Source organism: Antarcticibacterium sp. 1MA-6-2 (assembly GCF_021535135.1).
In the GTDB taxonomy this organism is placed as follows: Bacteria; Bacteroidota; Bacteroidia; order Flavobacteriales; family Flavobacteriaceae; genus Gillisia.
Genome location: NZ_CP091036.1, coordinates 2,255,066 through 2,277,232 on the forward strand (window position 1 = coordinate 2,255,066; position 22,167 = coordinate 2,277,232).

16 protein-coding genes, 2 tRNA genes and 6 pseudogenes are annotated in these 22,167 nt (G+C 38.8%); 11 read left to right on the forward strand and 13 right to left on the reverse strand.

Translation table 11 applies throughout. From position 1 onward, the window contains the following. The 3 genes and pseudogenes from LZ575_RS11445 to mraZ all read right to left on the reverse strand — a co-directional run bounded on the left by LZ575_RS11445 (position 1) and on the right by mraZ (position 1,703). A complete protein-coding gene (locus tag LZ575_RS11445) occupies positions 1–318 on the reverse strand; it encodes an FtsL-like putative cell division protein (RefSeq protein WP_235324719.1) in 318 nt (105 codons plus the stop codon). Positions 319–349: 31 nt separating this feature from the next. After that, positions 350–1,247, reverse strand: a pseudogene (gene rsmH / locus LZ575_RS11450) (16S rRNA (cytosine(1402)-N(4))-methyltransferase RsmH). Beyond that, positions 1,234–1,703 (reverse strand): annotated as a pseudogene (gene mraZ, locus LZ575_RS11455) (division/cell wall cluster transcriptional repressor MraZ). Before mraZ ends, rsmH begins: the two co-directional pseudogenes overlap by 14 nt. A gap of 288 nt (positions 1,704–1,991) precedes the next feature. Here mraZ and LZ575_RS11460 point away from each other — a divergent pair. Both LZ575_RS11460 and yihA read left to right on the forward strand, forming a co-directional pair. Continuing rightward, positions 1,992–2,756, forward strand: coding sequence for an alpha/beta fold hydrolase (locus LZ575_RS11460; protein ID WP_235324721.1), 765 nt, complete (start codon positions 1,992–1,994; stop codon positions 2,754–2,756). Positions 2,757–2,765: 9 nt separating this feature from the next. Further along, positions 2,766–3,371 (forward strand): ribosome biogenesis GTP-binding protein YihA/YsxC, encoded by a 606-nt coding sequence (yihA, locus tag LZ575_RS11465; RefSeq protein WP_235324723.1) that lies wholly within the window; start codon positions 2,766–2,768, stop codon positions 3,369–3,371. Between the two features lie 129 nt (positions 3,372–3,500). Here the strand turns inward: yihA and rpsT are convergent, their stop codons facing one another. The 4 genes and pseudogenes from rpsT to proS all read right to left on the reverse strand — a co-directional run bounded on the left by rpsT (position 3,501) and on the right by proS (position 5,678). Next, a complete protein-coding gene (rpsT, locus tag LZ575_RS11470) occupies positions 3,501–3,749 on the reverse strand; it encodes a 30S ribosomal protein S20 (protein WP_235324725.1) in 249 nt (82 codons plus the stop codon). A gap of 28 nt (positions 3,750–3,777) precedes the next feature. Beyond that, positions 3,778–3,849: transfer RNA gene (locus LZ575_RS11475), tRNA-Glu, on the reverse strand. Positions 3,850–3,927: 78 nt separating this feature from the next. Beyond that, positions 3,928–3,999 (reverse strand) — tRNA-Glu (locus tag LZ575_RS11480). A gap of 198 nt (positions 4,000–4,197) precedes the next feature. Next, positions 4,198–5,678, reverse strand: a pseudogene (gene proS, locus LZ575_RS11485) (proline--tRNA ligase). A gap of 117 nt (positions 5,679–5,795) precedes the next feature. Between proS and LZ575_RS11490 the strand changes: the two are divergent. The 4 genes from LZ575_RS11490 (at position 5,796) to LZ575_RS11505 (ending at position 8,416) form a co-directional block, all read left to right on the forward strand. After that, entirely contained in the window at positions 5,796–6,881 is a 1,086-nt protein-coding gene (locus LZ575_RS11490) for a hypothetical protein (protein ID WP_235324727.1), read from the forward strand. A 21-nt stretch (positions 6,882–6,902) separates the two neighbouring features. Further along, a complete protein-coding gene (locus tag LZ575_RS11495) occupies positions 6,903–7,166 on the forward strand; it encodes a hypothetical protein (RefSeq protein ID WP_235324729.1) in 264 nt (87 codons plus the stop codon). A gap of 70 nt (positions 7,167–7,236) precedes the next feature. Beyond that, entirely contained in the window at positions 7,237–8,271 is a 1,035-nt protein-coding gene (locus tag LZ575_RS11500; protein ID WP_235324731.1) for an outer membrane protein transport protein, read from the forward strand. Continuing rightward, entirely contained in the window at positions 8,261–8,416 is a 156-nt protein-coding gene (locus tag LZ575_RS11505; protein ID WP_235324733.1) for a hypothetical protein, read from the forward strand. Before LZ575_RS11500 ends, LZ575_RS11505 begins: the two co-directional genes overlap by 11 nt. A gap of 60 nt (positions 8,417–8,476) precedes the next feature. Here LZ575_RS11505 and LZ575_RS11510 read toward each other — a convergent pair whose 3' ends face one another. Then, positions 8,477–10,321, reverse strand: coding sequence for a T9SS type B sorting domain-containing protein (locus LZ575_RS11510; RefSeq protein ID WP_235324735.1), 1,845 nt, complete (start codon positions 10,319–10,321; stop codon positions 8,477–8,479). Positions 10,322–10,468: 147 nt separating this feature from the next. Here LZ575_RS11510 and folE point away from each other — a divergent pair, with 147 nt between their 5' ends. The 5 genes and pseudogenes from folE to LZ575_RS11535 all read left to right on the forward strand — a co-directional run bounded on the left by folE (position 10,469) and on the right by LZ575_RS11535 (position 14,287). Further along, positions 10,469–11,146 (forward strand): GTP cyclohydrolase I FolE, encoded by a 678-nt coding sequence (gene folE, locus LZ575_RS11515; RefSeq protein ID WP_235324738.1) that lies wholly within the window; start codon positions 10,469–10,471, stop codon positions 11,144–11,146. 26 nt (positions 11,147–11,172) lie between these two features. Further along, a pseudogene (cysS, locus tag LZ575_RS11520) lies at positions 11,173–12,658 on the forward strand (cysteine--tRNA ligase). Positions 12,659–12,675: 17 nt separating this feature from the next. Next, a complete protein-coding gene (yidD, locus tag LZ575_RS11525; RefSeq protein WP_235324740.1) occupies positions 12,676–12,900 on the forward strand; it encodes a membrane protein insertion efficiency factor YidD in 225 nt (74 codons plus the stop codon). 79 nt (positions 12,901–12,979) lie between these two features. After that, a pseudogene (gene lgt, locus LZ575_RS11530) lies at positions 12,980–13,802 on the forward strand (prolipoprotein diacylglyceryl transferase). Beyond that, positions 13,799–14,287 (forward strand): DUF192 domain-containing protein, encoded by a 489-nt coding sequence (locus tag LZ575_RS11535; protein ID WP_235324742.1) that lies wholly within the window; start codon positions 13,799–13,801, stop codon positions 14,285–14,287. Before lgt ends, LZ575_RS11535 begins: the two are co-directional and overlap by 4 nt. 542 nt (positions 14,288–14,829) lie before the next feature. On the opposite strand, the pseudogene secDF reads toward LZ575_RS11535, so the two are convergent. From secDF to gyrB, 5 genes and pseudogenes are all read right to left on the reverse strand, one after another. Next, positions 14,830–17,830, reverse strand: a pseudogene (secDF, locus tag LZ575_RS11540) (protein translocase subunit SecDF). Positions 17,831–17,987: 157 nt separating this feature from the next. Continuing rightward, on the reverse strand, positions 17,988–18,914 hold the full coding sequence (mdh, locus tag LZ575_RS11545) for a malate dehydrogenase (RefSeq protein ID WP_235324743.1): 927 nt from the start codon (positions 18,912–18,914) through the stop codon (positions 17,988–17,990). Positions 18,915–19,004: 90 nt separating this feature from the next. Then, on the reverse strand, positions 19,005–19,820 hold the full coding sequence (locus LZ575_RS11550) for a DUF6588 family protein (RefSeq protein WP_235324745.1): 816 nt from the start codon (positions 19,818–19,820) through the stop codon (positions 19,005–19,007). After that, the gene (locus tag LZ575_RS11555; protein ID WP_235324747.1) at positions 19,813–19,968 is read right to left on the reverse strand and encodes a hypothetical protein; all 156 of its coding nucleotides are present in this window, start codon (positions 19,966–19,968) and stop codon (positions 19,813–19,815) included. Before LZ575_RS11555 ends, LZ575_RS11550 begins: the two co-directional genes overlap by 8 nt. Before the next feature lie 136 nt (positions 19,969–20,104). Beyond that, positions 20,105–22,045, reverse strand: coding sequence for a DNA topoisomerase (ATP-hydrolyzing) subunit B (gene gyrB / locus LZ575_RS11560; RefSeq protein ID WP_235324748.1), 1,941 nt, complete (start codon positions 22,043–22,045; stop codon positions 20,105–20,107). Positions 22,046–22,167 lie beyond the last annotated feature (122 nt).

The window sequence follows — 22,167 nt, forward strand, 5'->3', positions numbered from 1 at the left end:
TTAATCGGTTATTTTAATTTTTATTTTATTTGGAGGAGTTTCTGAAGGTTTTATTCCCCTTCCTGCCATTTTGCTTGTAAGGGTGGATTCCATCTTTAGCTTCATCAGGGAAGATCTTACATCTAGAAACTCGCTTCTTAGTTCCAGTACCTGGTGATTTAATGCAGCTATTTTGTGCACTTTCCTTTCAGCACTATGGGAACATGCAATCATTATTATTGCCAGGAGGGTACAAAAAACTATAAAGCGCCAATTCTTAACAGCATCACTGCTAATAAGGAAATTTGCTTTTAAGATGTTGTAAAATCCGCTGTTCATTCTTTCTGTTTTCTTCTGAAGGATCTATAATTTATAATTTCTTTGCTACTCTTAATTTGGCGCTTCTTGCCCGGTTATTTTGCGCTAGCTCCTCTTCTGAAGGGGTAATTAACCCCTTTACTTTTTTCAGAGGGACTGAAATATTTCCGAAGAAATCCTTTTCAGGCTCTCCTTCAAAAAGTCCGCTGCGAATAAATCTTTTTACCAGCCTGTCTTCCAGGGAATGGTAAGAAATCAAGCTAAGCCTCCCTCCTTTTTTCAACAATTCGGGAGTTTGCAACAAGAACTCCTTTAAAACTTCAATTTCCTGATTCACCTCTATCCTTATTGCCTGATAGATTTGAGCCAGGATCTTATGCTCCTTTTCTTTAAAAAGAAACGGCTTTAATACTTCATTAAGCCTCTCGCTGCTTTCAATAGGAGCTTCTTTCCTTGCCTTCACAATCTCTGCAGCAAGTTTAGGAGCATTCCTCAAATCGGCATATTGATAAAAAAGCTGCCTTAACTGCTTTTCCTCATACTCATTAATAACTTCGTAGGCACTAAGACTACTTTTTTGATTCATCCTCATATCAAGCTTTGCATCAAAACGGGTTGAAAAACCACGTTCTGCAACATTGAATTGATGAGAAGACACTCCAAAGTCTCCCAGAATTCCATCTACTTCCTTTACCCCATAAAACCTCAGAAATCTTTTAATAAACCTGAAGTTTTCATTGATCAAAGTAAACCGGGGATCATTTATTTTATTAGCCAGGGCATCTACATCCTGATCAAAAGCAAATAATCTCCCCACTTTCTCCCATTCGGCTTAAAATTTCCCTCGAATGACCACCTCCACCAAAGGTTACATCAACATAAACCCCATCAGGTTTTACGTTGAGGCCATCAACAGATTCTTTTAATAAAACAGGCTTATGATATTCCATCAAAGTCTTCATTACCCATTACCTCTTCAGCCAGATCTCCAAAATCATCGGTGGTGGCATCAATGGTATTTTCGTATTTATCTTTATCCCAGATCTCTATAATATTTATTGCCGAAGAAAGAACGATTTCCTTATCAATACCAGCATAGGCAACAAGATCTTTAGGAATTAATAACTTAGCCATTAGTATCAACTTCAACAGTTTTTACTCCAGCTGTAAACCTTCTTATAAAATCGTTATTTTTCTTTTTGAAGCGATTGAGCCCGTTCATCTTCACCATCAATTTATTCCACTCTTCCATAGGATAAAGCTCCAAACAGTTTTGAAAAACTGCTCTTTTTAGCACAAATCCCTCCTGAAGCATAGGCGATAACTGCTTTTTCAATGCTGAAGGAACCATCAACCTAGCCCTTTGCATCTACTTTACATTCATATGTTCCTATGAGATTTACCACCCTGCTCTTTATAGATTCAAATATATCGAAATATTTACCACAATTTACCACTTTTTACCACTTTGTTGAAAAGTTTTTCCACCTATTATCCTGAAAGACTATCGAATATGGCTACTTAGGTGAGATTCAGAGGCTTGCTTTGAAAGGTGAATTTTTCTGAAATTTTTACAGCTTTTGATAAGAATTTAATACTAAAAGCTTTACCAAAATCGAGGTCGTATTTCTTAAATTTGCTTATACTTGTAGTGAAATCGCTATATTTGCGATTGCTAACCGCAAAGGCCATAAATGAAGAATAGTTTACAGCAAGAAGGACAATTTACCTATTTAGAAAAAGGTGAAGGAACTCCAATAGTTATCTTACATGGACTCATGGGTGGGTTAAGTAATTTTGACGGTGTTGTAAATTATTTTCCTGAAAAAGGTTACAAAATATTAATTCCTGAGTTGCCGCTCTATACCATGTCAATTCTTAAGACCAGCGTGCAAACTTTTGCAAAATACCTTAAGGACTTTGTAGATTTTAAAGGATACGACAGGGTCATTTTACTGGGAAATTCTTTAGGAGGACACATTGCACTCCTGGCAACCAAAATGTATCCTGAAATTGTAAAAGGCCTGGTAATTACAGGCAGCTCCGGCCTATATGAAAACGCGATGGGAGAAAGTTACCCCCGCCGAGGAGACTATGAATTTATTAAGAAGAAGGCCCAGAACGTTTTTTACGATCCCGAAGTTGCAACAAAGGAAATTGTAGACGAAGTCTACCACACCGTAAGTGATAGAAATAAATTGGTAAAAACCCTCGCCATTGCTAAAAGTGCAATAAGGCATAATATGGCAAAGGATCTTCCCAATATGAGTACTCCTACCTGTATAATTTGGGGAAGAAATGATAATGTCACTCCTCCCGAAGTTGCCGAAGATTTTGATAGACTACTACCAGACTCTGATTTATACTGGATTGATAAATGCGGCCATGCCGCAATGATGGAGCATCCTGACCGTTTTAATGAAGTTCTTTTCTCCTGGCTCCAGAAGAGAAATTTTTAAGAAATAGAAATGAAGATTAAAACTGCAGAATTCGTTGTGAGTAACAGCGATGTTGAAAAGTGTCCTGAGAGTTCGCTTCCGGAATATGCTTTTATTGGCAGAAGTAACGTAGGTAAATCTTCCCTTATCAATATGCTTACCGCCCGCAAAAGCCTGGCTAAAACTTCAGGACGCCCGGGAAAAACCCAGTTAATTAATCACTTCCTTATTAACAATACCTGGCACCTGGTAGACTTACCTGGCTACGGTTATGCGAGGGTTTCAAAATCTACCAAAAAGACATTTCAAAAATTTATTACCCAATATTTTGAAAAGCGCAGGCAAATGCTTTGTGCTTTTGTTCTCATCGACAGTCGACATGAACCTCAGGCTATAGACATGGAATTTATGGAGTGGATGGCAGAGCATCAAATTCCATTTTGTATAATTTTTACGAAGGCCGATAAATTAAAGCCAAAGGCTTTGGTAAGAAATATTGAGCACTACAAAGACAGGATGCTTGAAACCTGGGAAGATATTCCGAGATATTTTATTACATCAGCCACTAGTGGCTTAGGCCAGGAAGAAGTACTGGAATATATAGAAGATATTAATTCCCACTTCCAGGGACAATAGAATAAACAGCAATAAAAGGGTAAAGATAATTTTCCAAACTCTCCCATCATCTACAATTTACTACAATAAAAAAACTGTTGAAAACATAGGTCTCCAACAGTTCCTGTATAAATTGAACACTGTCTTCTCTTAAAGTGCAGCTACGTGCTTAGCTAGCTTTGACTTTAAGTTTGAGGCTTTGTTATCGTGAATGATATTTTTCTTAGCCAGTTTATCTATCATAGAAACTACAGATGGAAATAAAGTCTCCGCTTCCTTCTTATCTGCATCACGCAATTTCTTAATCGCGTTCCTTGTAGTTTTATGTTGGTAGCGATTTCTTAGACGCTTAGTCTCATTGCTACGAATTCTCTTTAACGATGACTTGTGATTTGCCATTACAAATACTGTTTAATTATTTTTAAAGTAGTCCGTAGGGGAATCGAACCCCTGTTACCAGGATGAAAACCTGGCGTCCTAACCCCTAGACGAACGGACCATTATCATTTCAAAAAGGAGCCTGCTAAGTGGGCAGACATTCCCGCCTAAGCAGGAATTTAAAGCAACTTGTGCTTCGTAGTCCGTAGGGGAATCGAACCCCTGTTACCAGGATGAAAACCTGGCGTCCTAACCCCTAGACGAACGGACCATTTTTTGTTTAAATGCGGATGCAAAAATACAACTATTTTTGAATGCCACAAATGTTGAACTGAAATTTTCCAATTTTTTTGAAAATTTAAATCTTCCAGTTCCCCGATCACTAATATTACTCAATAATCTCCTGAGCTTAGCCTTTAAAAATCCCGAAATTAAAAGGTATTTCTATAGATAAAAGTTCCGGCTTCTTCTAATAAGCCTTTGCAAATAAAACCCGTTGTGAAGAAGGTTTTCCAGTGAAAACACATTTGCCTACTTCCTTATTTCCTGCCATAGGAATACATCGTATTGTAGCTTTGGTTTTGTCTTTTATAGCTTTTTCAGTCTCCGGTGTTCCATCCCAGTGTGCCGAGAGAAATCCTCCTTTAGTTTTTAGAACTTCTTTAAATTCTTCAAAACTTTCGACCTCTGTTATATGGCCATCCCTAAAGTCCTTTGCTCTCTGGTATAAATTCTCCTGCATAGTAGTCATAAGAGCTTTAATTTTCTCCACAACCTCCTCCTGAGGAACAATTTCTTTCGTAAGCGTATCCCTTCTTGCAAGTTCTACATTCCCATTTTCAAGATCTTTTGGTCCAATAGCGATTCTTACAGGTACACCCTGTAACTCATATTGCGCAAATTTCCAGCCGGGCTTTTGTGTATCCCTGTCGTCATATTTAACCGAAATCCCTTTTGCTTTGAGTTGAGCCGCAAGCTCGTTTGCCACTTTTGAAATTGCCTGAAGCTGCTCATCTCCTTTATAAATAGGAACAATAACTACCTGGATTGGAGCAAGATTTGGCGGCAGTACCAGACCCTGATCGTCGCTATGGGTCATTATAAGCGCTCCCATTAATCTGGTGGAAACACCCCAGGATGTAGCCCATACGTGTTCCAGACTTCCTTCTTTTGACGCAAACTTTACATCAAAGGCTTTGGCAAAATTCTGGCCAAGGAAGTGCGATGTCCCTGCCTGTAACGCCTTTCCGTCCTGCATCAATGCCTCTATACAATACGTTTCAACAGCACCTAAGCAAAACGCTCATTTTCACTCTTGGTTCCCTTAATAACAGGAATAGCCATAAAATTTTCTGCAAATTCAGCATAAACATCGTTCATCTGTTCGGCTTCTGCAATAGCTTCTGCTTTGGTAGCATGAGCTGTATGACCTTCCTGCCACAAAAATTCAGCAGTTCTTAAAAACAATCTTGTACGCATTTCCCACCTTACAACATTTGCCCATTGATTGATGAGAATTGGAAGATCCCGGTAGGATTGGATCCAACCTTTGTAAGTGTTCCAAATGATTGCTTCACTGGTAGGCCTCACTATAAGTTCCTCTTCCAGCTTAGCTTCTGGATCAACTATTAGTTTAGCACTATTTTCGGGATCGGTTTTTAATCTGTAATGAGTTACCACTGCACATTCTTTGGCAAATCCTTCAGCATTTTTTTCTTCAGCTTCAAAAAGACTCTTAGGCACGAAAAGTGGAAAATAAGCATTTTCATGTCCTGTTTCTTTAAACATTCTGTCTAATTCAGCCTGCATTTTTTCCCATATTGCATAGCCGTATGGCTTAATCACCATGCAACCTCTTACTGCTGAATTTTCAGCCAGATCTGCACTGACTACCAACTCATTATACCATTTCGAATAGTCTTCTTTACGCGTAGTTAATTTCTTACCCATTTCTTAATTTTGGCACAAATGTTGTATTTTATCACCTGTTGTGTCTATGTTAAAGGTACAACTAGTTAGCGCAAAACTAACTATTTTTGTAATGTTCAACAATAAAATACACGGCTAATGAAACTTATTAATATCAGCTCAAAAAACATTTTATTTTTCATAGCTCCTGTGTCTTTTCTTTTGTTGGCATCTTGTAGCTCTTATCAGTATTCCGGATATGAAGATGGAATTTACGGAGAGACCAATCGTCCCTACGATAGGCAGAACCAAAATGCGACCCAAGATAGTGACAGAAGTTATTATAAAAACTTGTTTGCAGAAGAAGCGGCACTATATGGCGAAGTCCTTGCTGAAGACGCAATTTTTACTGATGTAGAATCTTATTCTTCTACAGGTGAATATAATCCTAATGACCAACAGCAGGGTTATGTAGGAGGAAATGCACCCTGGGGAGAAGATCCTGATTCCTATCAAATCAACATTTACAATAACGGTTTCTATGGTGGATTCTATAACCCCTATTGGGCAGGTGGAATGTATGCCTTTGATCCTTATTGGGGTCCTTATTCATACTGGGGTCCTGGTTATTACGGACCGTATAATCCATGGCGCCACGGCTATTACGGAGGACACTGGGGGAATTCATGGTCTATTGGCTTTGGTGGATTCCATGGAGGCTTCTATGGTTACGGCGGGCATCCTTTCTACGGAGGTGGATGGTACAACCCTTACAATTACTACGGAAACAGATATAACAGCTTCCGTCATTCGGTAGCTTATAATACAGGAAGAAGAGACGCTGCTTCGTATTATAATAATAGAAGCAACACCAATAGTGTTAGAAATGCAGCTTCCTTAGATTCCCGCGGCAGAAACTCCAGTTATTCCAGAAGCATAAGAAATCTTAGAAATTCTAACGATGACTATGGTGTGACCAGAAGAACAGTTTCCAGGGAATATCAAACCAGAAGCAATACTGATTATAACTCAAATACCAGGTCACGAGTATACGATGCAGGAGCTAACAGGCGTAGCAATACTTATTCGGCACCCACTCGTAGTAACAGTAGCACAGTGAGAAGTAATTCATCTTCAACCAGAAGTTCAGGTACTGTAAGAAGTAGTTCTCCTGCTCCCCGAAGTTCGGGAACTGTTCGTAGCTCCGGCGGTGGAAGATCATCATCTGGTGGTCGCGGTAATTAATATTTTTCCAATAAAATTTTTATGAAAAAAGTATATATAACGGTCATAGCCTTACTGGCTATGACCTTTTCACAAGCACAAGACATAACCGATGCGGTTAGATATTCTACAGAAGGATTATCAGGAACAGCAAGATTTAGAGCTATGAGTGGTGCCTTTGGTGCCCTGGGAGGAGACCTTTCTGCTATGACCGTAAATCCGGCAGGTTCAGCGGTTTTTCTTAACAGCTATTCTACAGTTAGCCTTAGTTACGATCGACGGAAAAATACTACCTGGCTACTTTAACTCATTTACTTCAGATAAAAATTCTGATGTCAACTTTGACCAGGCTGGGGCAGTTTTAGTTTTTAATAGTTTGGATGAAGAAAATGCCTTTAATAAATTTACTCTGGGGGTGAATTATTCTCAAACTCAGAATTTTAATGATAATTTTATAGCAAAGGGAACAGGTACATCATCAATAGACAATTATTTTCTAGGTTATGCCGATGGTATTCCCTTAGAACTTCTTGAAACTGTAGAGAACGAGACAGTTGGTGACCTCTACTCATATCTTGGTGAAAATGAAGGTTTTGGAGCACAACAGGCTTTTCTTGGCTATCAGGGTTATATTTTAAATCCTAATTCAAACGATCCTGCCAATACGCAGTATACTTCAACTATTGCACCCGGCAGTTTTAACCAGAATTACTCTTATTTAGCCACAGGCCTCAATGGAAAATTCTCATTTAACTTTGCTTCAGAATTCAACAACTTCTTATACCTTGGAGCAAATTTAAATGCTCATTTCCTCAATTATGATCGAATAACAAATCTTTTTGAAACCAATACTAACGCTGGTAGCGAGACCAACGAGGTCGTGTTCTCTAATAATTTGAGCACTGCCGGGAATGGCTTTTCACTGCAGGTTGGAACTATTGCAAAGGTTAGTGAAAACTTCCGTGTGGGAGTCTCATACGAGACCCCTACCTGGTTTACTATTTCTGAAAAAACTACTCAACGTCTTGAAACATACAGTACTGAACTTGACGATTTGGTTTTAGTGGAACCTAACATTGTCAATTTATATCCTGATTACAAACTTAAGACACCCGGAAAAATAACAGGTAGTGTTGCTATCCTTTTTGGAACAACAGGATTATTAAGCTTCGATTATTCTCATAAAGATTACAGCAGTACAGAATTGCGTCCTGCAGGAGATCCTGAATTTATGTATCAAAATAACCTCATTTCGCAGAACCTAAAGGCCGCATCTACTTATAAAGTAGGTGGAGAATATCGAATAAGCCGTTTAAGTTTACGAGGAGGTTATAGATTTGAGGAGAGCCCTTATAAAAATGAAATGACTATTGGCAATCTGGAAGGATATTCTGCTGAGTTTGGGATATAACTTTGGTAATATAAAACTGGATTTGGCGTATAATAATGCCACAAGAACAGATAATCCTCAACTTTACTCAGTTGGTTTAACCAATACGGCGGAAATAGAAAGAGATTTCTCCAATGTGGTTCTTTCCCTGAGCTTTGGAATATAAATACGCTTAACCTACTTTTTAGATCCGGAATTTTTTCAAGACTTGAGAAAAATTCCGGATTTATCTTTTTAAGGAAAAATGTCCCTTAAAATCTTTTGCAACTCCTGAATTTTTATCCCTGTACTCCACTACAAACCAATAATCATCGGCAGGCATGAGTGCATCATTGTAGGTTCCATCCCATCCCGAAGAAGAAGGCTGAATTTCTTTAAGCAATTTTCCATACCTGTCAAAAATTAAAATTTTGGTTACAAAACCTGTTCCATCGTTTATTATGTTCCATTTATCATTATAACCGTCATTGTTAGGAGTGAAAAATCTTGGGTATCCTAATAATCGAAAGGGTGCAGAAGAAGTACTCCCGCAGCCATTAATCTCCCTTGCAGTAATAGTATGAGTGCCTCCACTTACGCCCTGAAATATATTGTCCATCTGCCACGGCCCATTATCCAGTCTGTATTCATAAGAAGTTTCATCTCCCATAGATCGGGAAGCTGTCGCAGTAAGTCTATATCCCCCTTCAAAATCACTACCTTCTATTTCTACCGTCACTGCTGCCGGAGGCGAGAAGACAACAACCTCTGTTGAAAATGTTCGTTGGCAACTCGATTCTCTATGTTCAAGGGTCAAACTAATTACATTTTGAGGCGGAAAGCTTTCCAGGTTTAAAACAGCATTCTCTACCCCGTCTCCATCGGGATCATTAGGTACGTTCCAGGAGTAAACATAACCAGAACCTAAATTTTCCCCAATGGACACATTCCCAACCACATCTCCGTTGCTGTCTACACAAAAAGCTATAACTGGAGGAAACTCTATTTCAGGAAAAGAAAAAGCTTCCAGCCTAATGGCCACAGGATTAGATCGACATCCAGATTCTTCATCTACAATTACTCCCAGTATGCTTTGCCCTTCAACCCCAATGAAGTTTGTTGGATTTGGGATACGATTCGACCTTTCATAATCGTCCTGTGTCAAAAAGAACATTGATGAATATGATCCCGGGTTCCCTCCCACCATATCTGATGTAGCATTTGTAAGATTATAAGTGACAGTTTCCCCTTCTGCACATCCAATGACCGGAGAAGGTACAGATGCTACGGGATTATCGAAAAATTCTATAAGGACCTGGTCGCTGTCTTCAGCATTTAGAACATCACTTGTAACAGTTACCTGATATTCACCACTCGTATTCACAGTTAATGTTGGCCCTGTTTCACCCGGTATAACTTCAAACTGATTAGACCTTTCATTTAAAACAAACCACTCATAAGCAGTCGCCTGAACGTTTTCGGCATTAAGAGTAACTTCCTCCACCCCACATAGACGTTGATCTGGCCCAAGTGCGCTACCCACAATAGAACAATCTGTAGAGCCTCCGCTACCAGTGTTCACCTGTTGCAGGCTAATATACCCGGGTAGTGCAGAAAAATTTGTAATAAGAACAACATACACCTGGTTTGCCCTGGCACTAGGAATTCGAACGTTTTCTACGGGAGAAGGATCATAACTACAATCAATGGTATTTTGAGCATTAAGTTTAGAGGCGCTGCAGTATTCCTCTCCTGGATCAAACGGCCCCCACACAATAAAATCCACATCATACAACATTCCTGAACCATCGGGATTCTGGCTCTGGCGTAAATTAAACTCCAGATTCCCGCCTTCTCTTACCTGTAAGTAAAACCATGCGGGATAAGGTTGAGTAACCAGGCAACCATAATCTGGCCCTCTTTCTGCCACTGTTTGACTATTATTGGCTGAACTGGAATTTTCAAATATTAAGAGTTCATCCCCTGCACAAAAAGGCTGAATGGTAGAACACCTGTCCCCTTGCGCAAACAAAGCACCAGATCCCAATGCAAAAAATGCAATGAACAAAAAATATATAGCTCCGGGCTTCATATTTGGCAATAGTAAAAGTGATGCAAATTAAGAAAATTACTTTAACATTAAACGAGGGGAAATCTGAAACATTGCAAGAAACACTGTGAAAATATGTATCTTTGCAAGCCTATTACAAAGAATCCGACTACAATAGAAAATAGTGTTATGAAGATTGACCATATTGAGAACGAAATAGACGAACTTGGTGACGCTCACGCTTCCAGCAGTGCAGAAAACCCATTAAGAGAAGATGCTTTTAACCTTAGTGATACTGAAAAAATTGCTTTAATTACCGAGGACGTAAAACATATACTTGACACGCTGGGAATGGACCTTACAGATGACAGCATTAAAGGTACTCCTTTACGGGTAGCGAAAATGTTTGTAAAGGAAATATTTTCAGGTCTTGACCCTCAAAGAAAACCCAAAGCTTCCACCTTTGAAAATAAATATAAATATGGTGAGATGCTGGTTGAGAAAAATATTACAATTTACTCCACCTGTGAACATCACCTTCTACCAATAGTAGGTAAAGCCCACGTCGCTTACATTTCAAAAGGCTCTGTAATAGGACTTTCCAAAATGAACCGAATTGTTGATTACTATGCTAAAAGACCGCAGGTCCAGGAAAGAATGACCATGCAAATTGTGCAGGAACTTCAAAAAGCACTGGGAACTCCAGATGTTGCCTGTGTTATTGATGCAAAACATCTTTGTGTAAATAGCCGGGGAATTAGAGATATTGAAAGCAGTACCGTGACTAGCGAGTTTGGAGGTGCTTTTAAAGATGCAGGAGTGAAGAGAGAATTCCTGGACTATATCAAGCTGGACACAACTTTTTAATTTTTAATCTTACCAGAAAGAAATATATGGCGCAGTATCATGAACAAAGCCTGAAAATATATAATTCAATGACAGGGGAAAAAGAAGTTTTTACCCCGCTCACAAAAGGAAATGTTGGAATGTATGTTTGTGGACCTACAGTTTACAGCAATGTTCATTTAGGTAACTGCCGTACTTTTATTTCTTTCGATCTTGTATTTCGTTACCTGAAACACCTGGGATATAAAGTAAGATACGTTCGCAATATTACAGATGCTTAGTCATTTAGAAAATGATGCTGAAACAGGTGAGGACAGGATTGCAAAAAAAGCGAGACTGGAACAGATAGAACCTATGGAAGTCGTACAGCGATACACCATTGATTTTCATAACATCCTGCAAAAATTCAACAATTTACCTCCCAGTATTGAACCTACTGCAACAGGACATATCGTTGAGCAGATAGAAACCATCAAGACAATAATGGAAAAAGGTCTTGCTTACGAAGCAAACGGTTCTGTTTATTTTGATGTTATTAAATTTAATAAAGATCATAACTATGGAAGGTTGAGTGGCCGTGCCATAGAAGATATGATAGCCAATACGAGAGAATTAGCTGCTCAAAGCGACAAGAAAAATCCACAGGATTTCGCTTTATGGAAAAAAGCTGAACCACAACACATTATGAGATGGCCTTCACCCTGGAGTGACGGTTTTCCAGGCTGGCATCTTGAATGTACAGTAATGAGTTCTAAATACCTGGGCGAACAGTTTGATATCCATGGTGGCGGAATGGATTTAAAATTTCCACACCACGAGTGCGAAATCGCTCAGGGTGAAGCTGCTACAGGGAAAAATCCGGTTAATTACTGGATGCACGCCAATATGCTCACTCTCAACGGAAAAAAGATGGCCAAGAGTACAGGAAATAATATTCTCCCAACTGAAATTTTTACCGGAAATAATGATGTTTTAAGTAAAGCATATAATCCCTCAGTTGCACGGTTTTTTATGCTACAGGCTCACTACCGCAGTATTCTTGATTTTTCTGATGAAGCTCTGGCAGCCAGCGAAAAAGGTTTTAATAGATTAATGGAATCATTTAGAACCATTGATCAGCTACCCGTTTCCTCCAATTCTACCTTTTCCATAGAGAAATGGACACAGCGGTGTTATGATGCCCTGAATGACGATTTTAATAGCCCAATTCTAATAGCCACTTTGTTTGAAGCTGTAAAATTCATTAACGCCGTAAAAGAAGGAGAAGAGAGGATTTCCCTAGGAGACAAAGAAGGTTTAAAAGCACAGATGTCAGCTTTTATTTTTGATGTTTTGGGCTTACTTGATGCTACCTCGCAACATGAAGAAAGTACTGAAAAACTTTCCGGTGCGATTGATCTATTAATAAGGCTAAGGGCAGAGGCACGAAATAATAAAGATTTTGCCACAAGTGACCAAATAAGGGATCAACTTCTGGCTTTGGGTATTCAATTAAAAGATGGAAAGGAAGGCACTACCTTTTCAATAGACTAGTCTTTAAACTAAATTTTATGTTGAAGTCATGGCTGGCTTACCCTTTTATTCTCCTGGTAAAATTTTATCAGAAGGTAATCTCGCCATTAACCCCTGCAGTTTGCCGATATTCTCCCACCTGCTCTCAATACACCCTTGTAGCTTTACAACGTTACGGCCTGTTTAAAGGCGGCTGGTTGGGTATCAAACGTATTGCAAGCTGTCATCCCTGGGGAGGCAAAGGTTTTGATCCTGTACCATAAGTTTATTATATTAAACGCGGTATCTATTGCAAAACCACGCAAATATGTATCTTTACTTCAACAAACTAAATTCTCTTAGATGTTTTTTAATGCCATTGTCTGGGATCCTTCGGAAGGATTAGATTTGGGTTTCTTTACCCTTCACTACTACAGTTTAATGTTCTTGATAGCCTTTGGCCTTGGCTGGTATATTATGAAGAGCATATATGCAAAAGAAGGAATTCCGGAAGAAAAGCTTGATCCTTTATTCATATATATGGTTCTGGCCACTCTTATTGGAGCACGATTGGGCCATGTCATCTTTTACGATTGGGATTACTTTCAACATCACTTACTTGAGATATTTCTGCTTAGTTAGATTTGAACCTGAATTTGAGTTTACGGGATTTAGAGGATTAGCGAGTCACGGTGCTGCTATCGGGATAATTATAGCGATGTACCTGTACCGGAAAAATGTTCTTGACAAACCAACATTATGGATACTTGACAGAATTGTAATTCCCGTAGCCAGTGGTGGTGTTTTCATCAGAATTGGAAATTTCCTGAATTCAGAAATAATTGGTAAACCTACAAACAGTGACTACGGAGTTATTTTTGCAAAACTGGGTGAGAATTTCCCAAGACATCCGGCGCAGTTGTACGAGTCTTTTTGTTATATTCTTGTCTTCCTCACCTTATGGTTTGTATATTGGAAGACAGACAAAAAATACAAACTAGGTTACATTTTTGGTTTATTTCTGGTCCTGTTATGGACAGTAAGATTCTTTATAGAATTTTTAAAAGAGCCGCAAAGTGAAGGTGAGATTGTAATGTCTCTAAATACAGGACAATGGTTAAGTATTCCCTTTATTATCGCTGGAATTTATTTTATGTACAGGCCAACTAAAAATACTACCGTATGAAATTGATATTTCCTCGCGCCATATTGCCTGGGCTGATATCCCTGGCAGCACTCTCCTGTGCCGATGAACCCAAAGAAACTTCTATACCCACTGAGGAAATTACTTTTACAAAGGAAGGAGAATTAGATCTTTTAAAAAATGGAGAGATAACTCATTCTCTTAATATTGAAATTGCCGATACTCCTTATGAATGGGAAACAGGTCTCATGTACCGCGAAGCTTTAGGTGAGGATCAGGGTATGTTGTTCATATATACAAACGAAGCCCCCAGGAGCTTCTATATGAAAAATACACTAATCCCGCTGGACCTTATTTTTTACGACAAAGACAGCAGTGTAGTAAGCTTTCATGAAAATGCAGTACCGCTTGACCTTACATCAATTCCTTCAGCGAAACCCGCTCAATTTATTTTGGAAGTAAATGCAGGGAAGGTGGACGAATGGAATATTGAAACCGGAGATAAGATGAAGTTTACCCGGGATTAAACGGAGCATACCACCCCACTTAATCCATTCCTTTTCTCCAAAACATTCTACTCAATAATATTCCAGCCCTGGACCTGGTTTAATTACAACCCGGATCTTCAGGCGGCAAATCCAATTCCTGCGGAACAGATTCTCAACTTATCCTTCACCCCATAATAGAACTGATCCTTGACCATTTCCATCTCAGAGGAAATTCTCTGGGAAAACTACAGCATTTCCGAGGAAATCATTTTCAGTCCTTAATCAGTTAATAACCTGACAAGTCTCGGTTATTTTTCTCATTTACAAAATTCCTCCAGGATGACCACAGGTAGTTTAGAGGAATACCTTTTTAATTCCTTATATACTGACGAATTAAAAAAGCCTGGGGGTATTAATTCTCTTATAATAAATTATTTCCGGGAGAGCCTACGAAGGATTTCACAGGAATACGGTTTCTAGACTATAAACATTTACTAAAGAGGCAAGCCTTGAGGTATTTACCCTCCAGAATAAAAACGGCCGCCAATTGGCAGCCGTTGTTATGGTTGAAGATGAATAACCTATGAGGTTACAACTTCTTCTTTCTTTTTGCTTTCTATTTTTGCTTTATCCGTAACGCTATCTACCATTATTGGAGTTGCGATGAAAAGGGAGGAATATGTACCTACTATAATACCTATAATCATTGCAAACATAAAGCCCCTCAGGCTTTCACCTCCAAAGATGAAGATCGCCAGTAATACAATAATAGTTGTTAAAGAGGTATTTACAGTCCTGCTCATCGTGCTATTTAACGCGCTGTTTACAGTCTTTCCTAAAGGCCACGTAGAGTGTTCATTTACAAACTCTCTAATCCTGTCAAAGATTACCACGGTATCGTTAAGAGAGTAACCAATTACAGTAAGAATAGCTGCAATAAAAGCCTGATCAATTTCCATACTAAATGGCATCACGTTATAGAAAAGCGAGAATATACCCAATACAATAATAACGTCATGAGCTACAGCCGCAACTGCACCTAAACTAAATTGCCACTTTCTAAATCTTAATAAGATGTAAAGGAATACTACAATAAGTGAACCTAGGATAGCCCAAAATGAATCGTTTTTAATATCATCGGCAATAGTAGGTCCTACTTTCATAGATTGCATAATCCCTACAGATCTTTCTCCTGAACCAACAGTAAAGTCCTCAAAAGTTACATCCTGCGGAAGGTATGGTTGAAGTGCATCAAACATCATTCTCTGGATCTCCTGATCTACTGCTTCACCATCATCCTCTACTTTATATTTTGTCGTAATCTTTAACTGATTATTAGCTCCAAAAGTCTTTGCCTCTGCGCTTCCAAAAACCGCTGAAAGATCAGCCTGAACATCAGTTGAGTTTACGTTTTCTGCAAATCGTACGGTATAAGTCCTCCCGCCTAAAAAGTCAACTCCCTGGTTAAGGCCATTTGTCAAAAATGACCCAATACTAATAATAATTAAAATACCAGAAATAACATAGGCGATCTTTCTTTTTCCAAGGAAATCAATATTCAAATTCTGGAACAGGTTCTTTGTTGCAGATGTACTAAAAGCGAGGGATTTACCATTTTTACCATATCCATCAATAAACAATCTGGTAATGAAGATTGCTGTAAATAATGAAGTAGCAATACCTATTAACAACGTTGTTGCGAAACCTTTAATGGGCCCTGTACCAAGAATTAACAGGATTAGACCTGTAAGTCCTGTTGTAATATTCGCATCAAGAATAGAAGAAAGTGCATTGTTAAAACCATCCTTAATGGCATCCTTTTGCGCTTTTCCTTTGGCCAGCTCCTCTTTTATTCTTTCAAAAATAAGCACGTTAGCATCAACAGACATACCTATGGTTAACACGATACCTGCAATTCCAGGAAGAGTAAGAACTGCTCCCAGACCAGCAAGAATTCCAAAAATGAATAAAATGTTTACAGCTAAGGCAACATCGGCAAAAAGGCCTGCTTTTCCATAGTAGAAAACCATCCAGATCAAAACAAAAATAAGGGCAATAACAAAGGATGTTATACCGCTATTAATTGCTTCCTGACCTAAGGAAGGTCCAACAATTTCACTCTGAATAATATCTGCAGAAGCAGGAAGTTTACCCGCCCTTAGAACGTTTGCTAAATCCTGTCCTTCTGTAATATCAAAATCTCCAGAAATTTGACTTCTACCTCCACTAATAGGACCAGTGGAAACAGTTGGTGCTGAATATACGACGTTATCAAGTACAATAGCTATATTACCTTGCTCCTGATATGCCCGACCAGTCATTTCCTCCCAAATCTTGGCTCCTTTACCATTCATTTGCATGGTAACATCAACTCTACCAAGTTGGTCATAAGATTGCTGTGCATCTGTAATAACATCTCCTGTAAGCGGAGGAGTATTATCCCTGTTTCCTCTAAGAGCATAAAGCTCAACTATATTATTTTTAGGAACTCCCCAGGCAAATTCTGCATAACGTAAATCTGCAGGCAGTAAAGATCTTACCTGTGGCATTTCAAGATACTGTCTTACCCTGGAAGTATCAGCTGCCTGAAATGTTGCAAGAACAGGTCCTCCCTGGAAACCCGGAGAAACTACTAATTCCAGTAAAGGATTGTTGGAGTTTTGTTGTGCCTGTGCAGTATCTTCTGCACTTGCCAAAAGTGCTTCTATTTCTGCTTCTTCGTCTGAAGTGTTTGTAGTATCAGTTGATGTTTCTGCTTAATGTAATTTCTTTTTGTCCCTGAAGAGATTCAGCTATAACGCTATTAGCGTTCAGAAGAAAATTGCCAAATTCATTGTTTTTATGTACAAACCAAAATTCTAATTGAGCTGTACTTTGAAGAAGAGATTTAACTCGGGTAATATCCTTTGCCCCTGGCAACTCAACTAAAATTCTACCCGAATTTCCAAGCCTTTGAATATTGGGCTGTGTAACACCAAATTTATCAATACGCTTACGAAGAACTTCAAAAGCTGAAGTTATAGATTCGTTTACTCTTTCTCTTATAATAGGTTCTACTTCAGAATTAGCCATCTCGAAGTTTACCTGATCACTCAAAGTTTTATTTGCAAAAATATCAGGAGATGCAAGTTTGGCGTTTGGTATATTATTAAAAGCTGCAAAGAAAAGGTCAATATAATCATCCTGGCTATCTTTCTGAGCCGCATCGGCTTCAGCAATCGCCTGATTAAATGCAGGATTTTGGCTATTATTAGCTAACCCCTTAAGTATATCCTTAACCGAAATTTGAAGGATCACGTTGATTCCTCCTTTAAGGTCAAGCCCCTTATTTAGTTCTTTTTCCTTTGCTGAATTGTAAGTAATTCCGGCAATGATTTCGTTGTTCCCTACCGAGTCCAGGTAGCGACCTTCTACCTGCTCTCTCACCACAGGATAATCTTCAACATCTGTGCTAATTTGTCTCTCGGCATAAGCTTCAGCATCACCCTCTACACTGCTTGCAATAAATGTAAATGATAACTGGTAGATACATACCAGACCAAATAAAATAGCAAAAATCTTTATCAGTCCTTTATTCTGCATTATTCCTTAATATTTAGGTATTTTTTTAAAACGGACAAATATAGGGTTTCATTAGTCAAATCCCAATTATTTTTTTTTAGAATATTTTAACTTTTAAACAACAAAAAGACCACCTTAGAGGTGGCCTTTCATTATTGATTATCAGTTCCTTCTATAATTATATTTCCAGAAGATCATTTGTTTTCTTAACCCCCTCTGCACTCTCTTTCATTTTTGCTTTTTCAGCATCATTCAATTCAATTTCAACGATCTTTTCTAAACCGTCTCTTCCTAATATTGCAGGTACACCTATACAAAGATCTTCCAGCCCGTATTCCCCTTCCAGAAGAGCTGAGCACGGAAACATTTTCTTTTGATCACAGGCAATGGCTTGCACAAGAGCAGACACTGCGGCACCAGGCGCATACCAGGCACTTGTTCCTAAAAGCTTTGTTAATGTAGCCCCACCAACTTTAGTATCTTCACTAACCTGGTCTAATCTCTCTTCAGACAAAAATGCTGTAACAGGAACAGAATTTCTCGTGGCAAGTCTCGTTAGTGGAACCATTCCTGTATCACTGTGGCCTCCAATAACCATCCCATCAACATCAGATGGTGGACATTCTAAAGCTTCACTAAGACGGTATTTAAAGCGTGCGCTGTCTAAAGCTCCACCCATACCTATTATTCTGTTTTTTGGCAAATTAGTTGTCTTATGAACAAGGTAGGTCATAGTGTCCATAGGATTACTTACTACTATCACTACAGTATCGGGAGAATGCTTAATTAAATTAGAAGAGACCTCCTTTACAATATTTGCATTTATACCTATTAACTCTTCCCTTGTCATTCCAGGCTTTCGGGGAATACCACTAGTAATCACTACGACATCACTTCCTGCGGTTCGGGAATAGTCATTGGTAACTCCTGTAATTTTAGTATCGAAACCGTTAAGTGTGGCAGTTTGCATAAGGTCCATTGCTTTTCCTTCTGCAAACCCCTCTTTTATATCTAACAGAACAACTTCAGAAGCGAAATCCTTAATGGCAATATATTCTGCACAACTGGCTCCAACGGCCCCTGCACCTACGATAGTAACTTTCATAATTTGTATGGTTTTATATAATTTTTTACGTTTTAGCGAAAATACAAATTATGCTGCAAAAAAGTAACAATGAATGGTTAAAGTAGGACATTAAAAACGGTAATGTACCCCGAGATTAGCATTAAAGAAATTGCTGGCGGTAAACATGGTGCTGATTTTAAAATTATCGAAGTAATAATTAAATCCCAGGTCTCCTTTAAACTTGGTGCCGCTCCCACTTATTCCGGTTAAAGCAGTGTTTAGTTGAGATAGGTATTCACCACTCCCACCCATTTCGTAATCAAAACTTGAGGCCGTGACACCCAGGGCTCCAAATACTTCAAAATTCCCATAAAGTCTTGAACCAAGGGCCTGGAAAAGCCAAAGATCGGCACTAACATCTATTCGGTTAAGGTCCAGTAAAAGAGGAATAGTAATTTGATTGAAAGCATAATCAGCATTAAAATTACTATATGTTATCACACCTGAAAATTGGAAATCCTCAGCATTGTATCTTCTCTCATAATATTGGGTAAAATTGTGCTTAATTCCAATTCCATAAGTACTAAAACCCACATCGTTTACCGTTATGGAAGGAAGAAACCTTATTGTCACTTCACTGGAGTATGGTAATCCAATAGTGACCTGAGGGTATGGATGCATAATCATGCTTTTGTCTAATCCATTAATTGCATCAAAAGAAAAGCTTTGATTAAAAATTTCTCCTTCAAAAACAGCATCTGTTTCACCTCCAAATACCGTAGGCAGTACCGCATTTTCACTACCCCTGAATTTCAGAATTGAAAAATCTCTGTTTGATGATAATTTTTGTTGTTTCCCATCAGGAATAAATACAGCGTTCCCGTGTACTGATACTTCAAATTTCCATTTGTCAAGAGTTCTTCCCGAGGTAAACCAACTAAGCACTGGATTGCAAAGCAGCAGCTTCAGCTCCCGGGGTAGCAAAGTTGTTGGCCACCTTTAGCATATCGTTTATTAAATTGTCTACTTGGTCCTGAGCGTTTGCTGTGTAGGTCACCAGCAACAAAAGCATAAGCTGAAATATTTTTTTCAAGGTATAGATTTTAGAGTTGGGGTAAAAATAATAAAAATACTTACTTACAGAAGAAATTTAGAGGTAAGGAAGAAAATAAAAAATGCCCCAGAACACTTCGTGTTTTGGGGCATTATATCTTTAAAAGCTTTTTTAACTAGACATCTATATTAGCATATACAGCATTTTTCTCTATAAATTCCCTTCTTGGTGGAACCTCATCGCCCATTAACATAGAAAAAATTCTATCTGCCTCGCTACTATTGTCAATATTCACCTGTCTCAGCTTTCTAAATTCAGGATTCATAGTGGTATCCCAAAGCTGTTCTGCATTCATCTCTCCCAAACCTTTGTACCGCTGAATTTGAACACCTCCACTAAAGCTGGCTGCGATCTCATCACGCTCCTTGTCACTCCATGCGTACTGTTTCTTCTGCCCTTTTTTCACAAGATAAAGCGGTGGAGTTGCAATAAAAATATGACCGTTCTCCAGCAATTCCTTCATATATCTATAGAAGAAAGTAAGAATTAGCGTCTCGATGTGGCTACCATCCACGTCGGCATCACACATTATAACCACTTTATGGTATCGTAGTTTTGTGAGATTTAAAGCTTTACTATCTTCTTCGGTACCTATTGTAACTCCAAGAGCCGTATAAATATTTTTGATCTCTTCGTTGTCAAAAACACGATGAGTCATCGCCTTCTCAACATTCAAAATTTTACCTCTTAAAGGAAGGATAGCCTGGAAATTCCTGTCCCTTCCCTGTTTGGCTGTACCCCCTGCAGAATCTCCCTCTACAAGATACACCTCACATTTAGAAGGATCCTGCTCAGAACAATCTGATAATTTCCCGGGCAAACCTCCTATACTCATTACAGTCTTACGCTGTACCATTTCACGAGCTTTTTTGGCTGCGTGACGGGCTTGCGCTGCAAGGATAACTTTTTCAACAATTACTTTTGCATCACCTGGATTTTCTTCAAGATAATTCTCCAGCATTTCAGAAACCGCCTGAGAAACTGCAGCGGTCACTTCCCTGTTCCCTAATTTTGTCTTTGTTTGACCTTCAAATTGTGGCTCTGCTACTTTTACTGATATAATTGCAGTCAAACCTTCTCTAAAGTCATCCCCTGCAATTTCAAATTTTAGCTTGTCCAGCATCCCGGAAGCATCAGCATATTTTTTAAGGGTCGTAGTTAAACCCCTTCTAAAACCAGAAAGGTGCGTTCCTCCTTCGTGAGTGTTTATGTTATTTACATAGGAATGTAAATTCTCATTAAAGGAGGTGTTGTATACCATTGCCACTTCAACAGGTATATCATTTTTTTCGCCTTCCATAGAGATAACATCTGCAATAATTGGCTCCCTGTTACCATCGAGATACTTTATAAATTCCTTTAATCCTTCTTCAGAATGAAATTTTTCTATAGGATGTGTACCGTCATCATTAACCTGTCTTTTGTCTGTAAGATAAATTGTAATTCCTTTGTTAAGAAAAGACAATTCCCGCATCCTGCTGGCAAGAGTATCATAATTGTAATCAACCGTTTGTTGAAAGATGGTAGGATCCGGCTTAAAGGTTACTATTGTACCGCTAAGCTCTGTCTCCCCGACAGGCTTAACAGGATACATGGGCTTCCCTTTCTCATATTCCTGCTCCCATATCTGGCCATCCCGATAAACAGTAGCCTTTAAGTGATCTGAAAGTGCATTAACACAACTCACACCTACCCCGTGTAAACCTCCTGAAACTTTATAAGAATCTTTATCAAATTTACCACCTGCACCAATTTTGGTCATTACAACCTCCAGAGCCGAAACTCCTTCTTTCTTGTGCATATCTACAGGTATACCCCTTCCGTTATCTTCGGTGGTTATAGACCCATCTTCATTAATTGTGACTTTTATCGTATCACAGTGGCCAGCCATGGCCTCATCAATAGAATTATCAACTACTTCGTATACCAGGTGATGTAAACCTCTTATTCCCGTGTCTCCAATATACATGGAAGGCCGCATGCGAACATGCTCCATACCCTCCAGCGCCTGAATACTATCTGCAGAATAGTTATGTTTCTTCGCTTCTTCGCTCATATATAATTCTGTTAAATTTCATCTAAATTTATAACACACAAAGATAAGAAAACCCCTACTCCTATTAGCTTGATGCGCACCTCAATACCCCGAAGTTATTAACAATTTTTGTGAAAAAACCA

Coding starts and splice junctions, on each gene's coding strand:
- LZ575_RS11445 (WP_235324719.1), bottom strand. CDS start 318: ATGAACAGCGGATTTTACAACATCTTAAAAGCAAATTTCCTTATTAGC.
- LZ575_RS11460 (WP_235324721.1), top strand. CDS start 1,992: ATGAAGAATAGTTTACAGCAAGAAGGACAATTTACCTATTTAGAAAAA.
- yihA (WP_235324723.1), top strand. CDS start 2,766: ATGAAGATTAAAACTGCAGAATTCGTTGTGAGTAACAGCGATGTTGAA.
- rpsT (WP_235324725.1), bottom strand. CDS start 3,749: ATGGCAAATCACAAGTCATCGTTAAAGAGAATTCGTAGCAATGAGACT.
- LZ575_RS11490 (WP_235324727.1), top strand. CDS start 5,796: ATGAAACTTATTAATATCAGCTCAAAAAACATTTTATTTTTCATAGCT.
- LZ575_RS11495 (WP_235324729.1), top strand. CDS start 6,903: ATGAAAAAAGTATATATAACGGTCATAGCCTTACTGGCTATGACCTTT.
- LZ575_RS11510 (WP_235324735.1), bottom strand. CDS start 10,321: ATGAAGCCCGGAGCTATATATTTTTTGTTCATTGCATTTTTTGCATTG.
- folE (WP_235324738.1), top strand. CDS start 10,469: ATGAAGATTGACCATATTGAGAACGAAATAGACGAACTTGGTGACGCT.
- yidD (WP_235324740.1), top strand. CDS start 12,676: ATGTTGAAGTCATGGCTGGCTTACCCTTTTATTCTCCTGGTAAAATTT.
- LZ575_RS11535 (WP_235324742.1), top strand. CDS start 13,799: ATGAAATTGATATTTCCTCGCGCCATATTGCCTGGGCTGATATCCCTG.
- mdh (WP_235324743.1), bottom strand. CDS start 18,914: ATGAAAGTTACTATCGTAGGTGCAGGGGCCGTTGGAGCCAGTTGTGCA.
- gyrB (WP_235324748.1), bottom strand. CDS start 22,045: ATGAGCGAAGAAGCGAAGAAACATAACTATTCTGCAGATAGTATTCAG.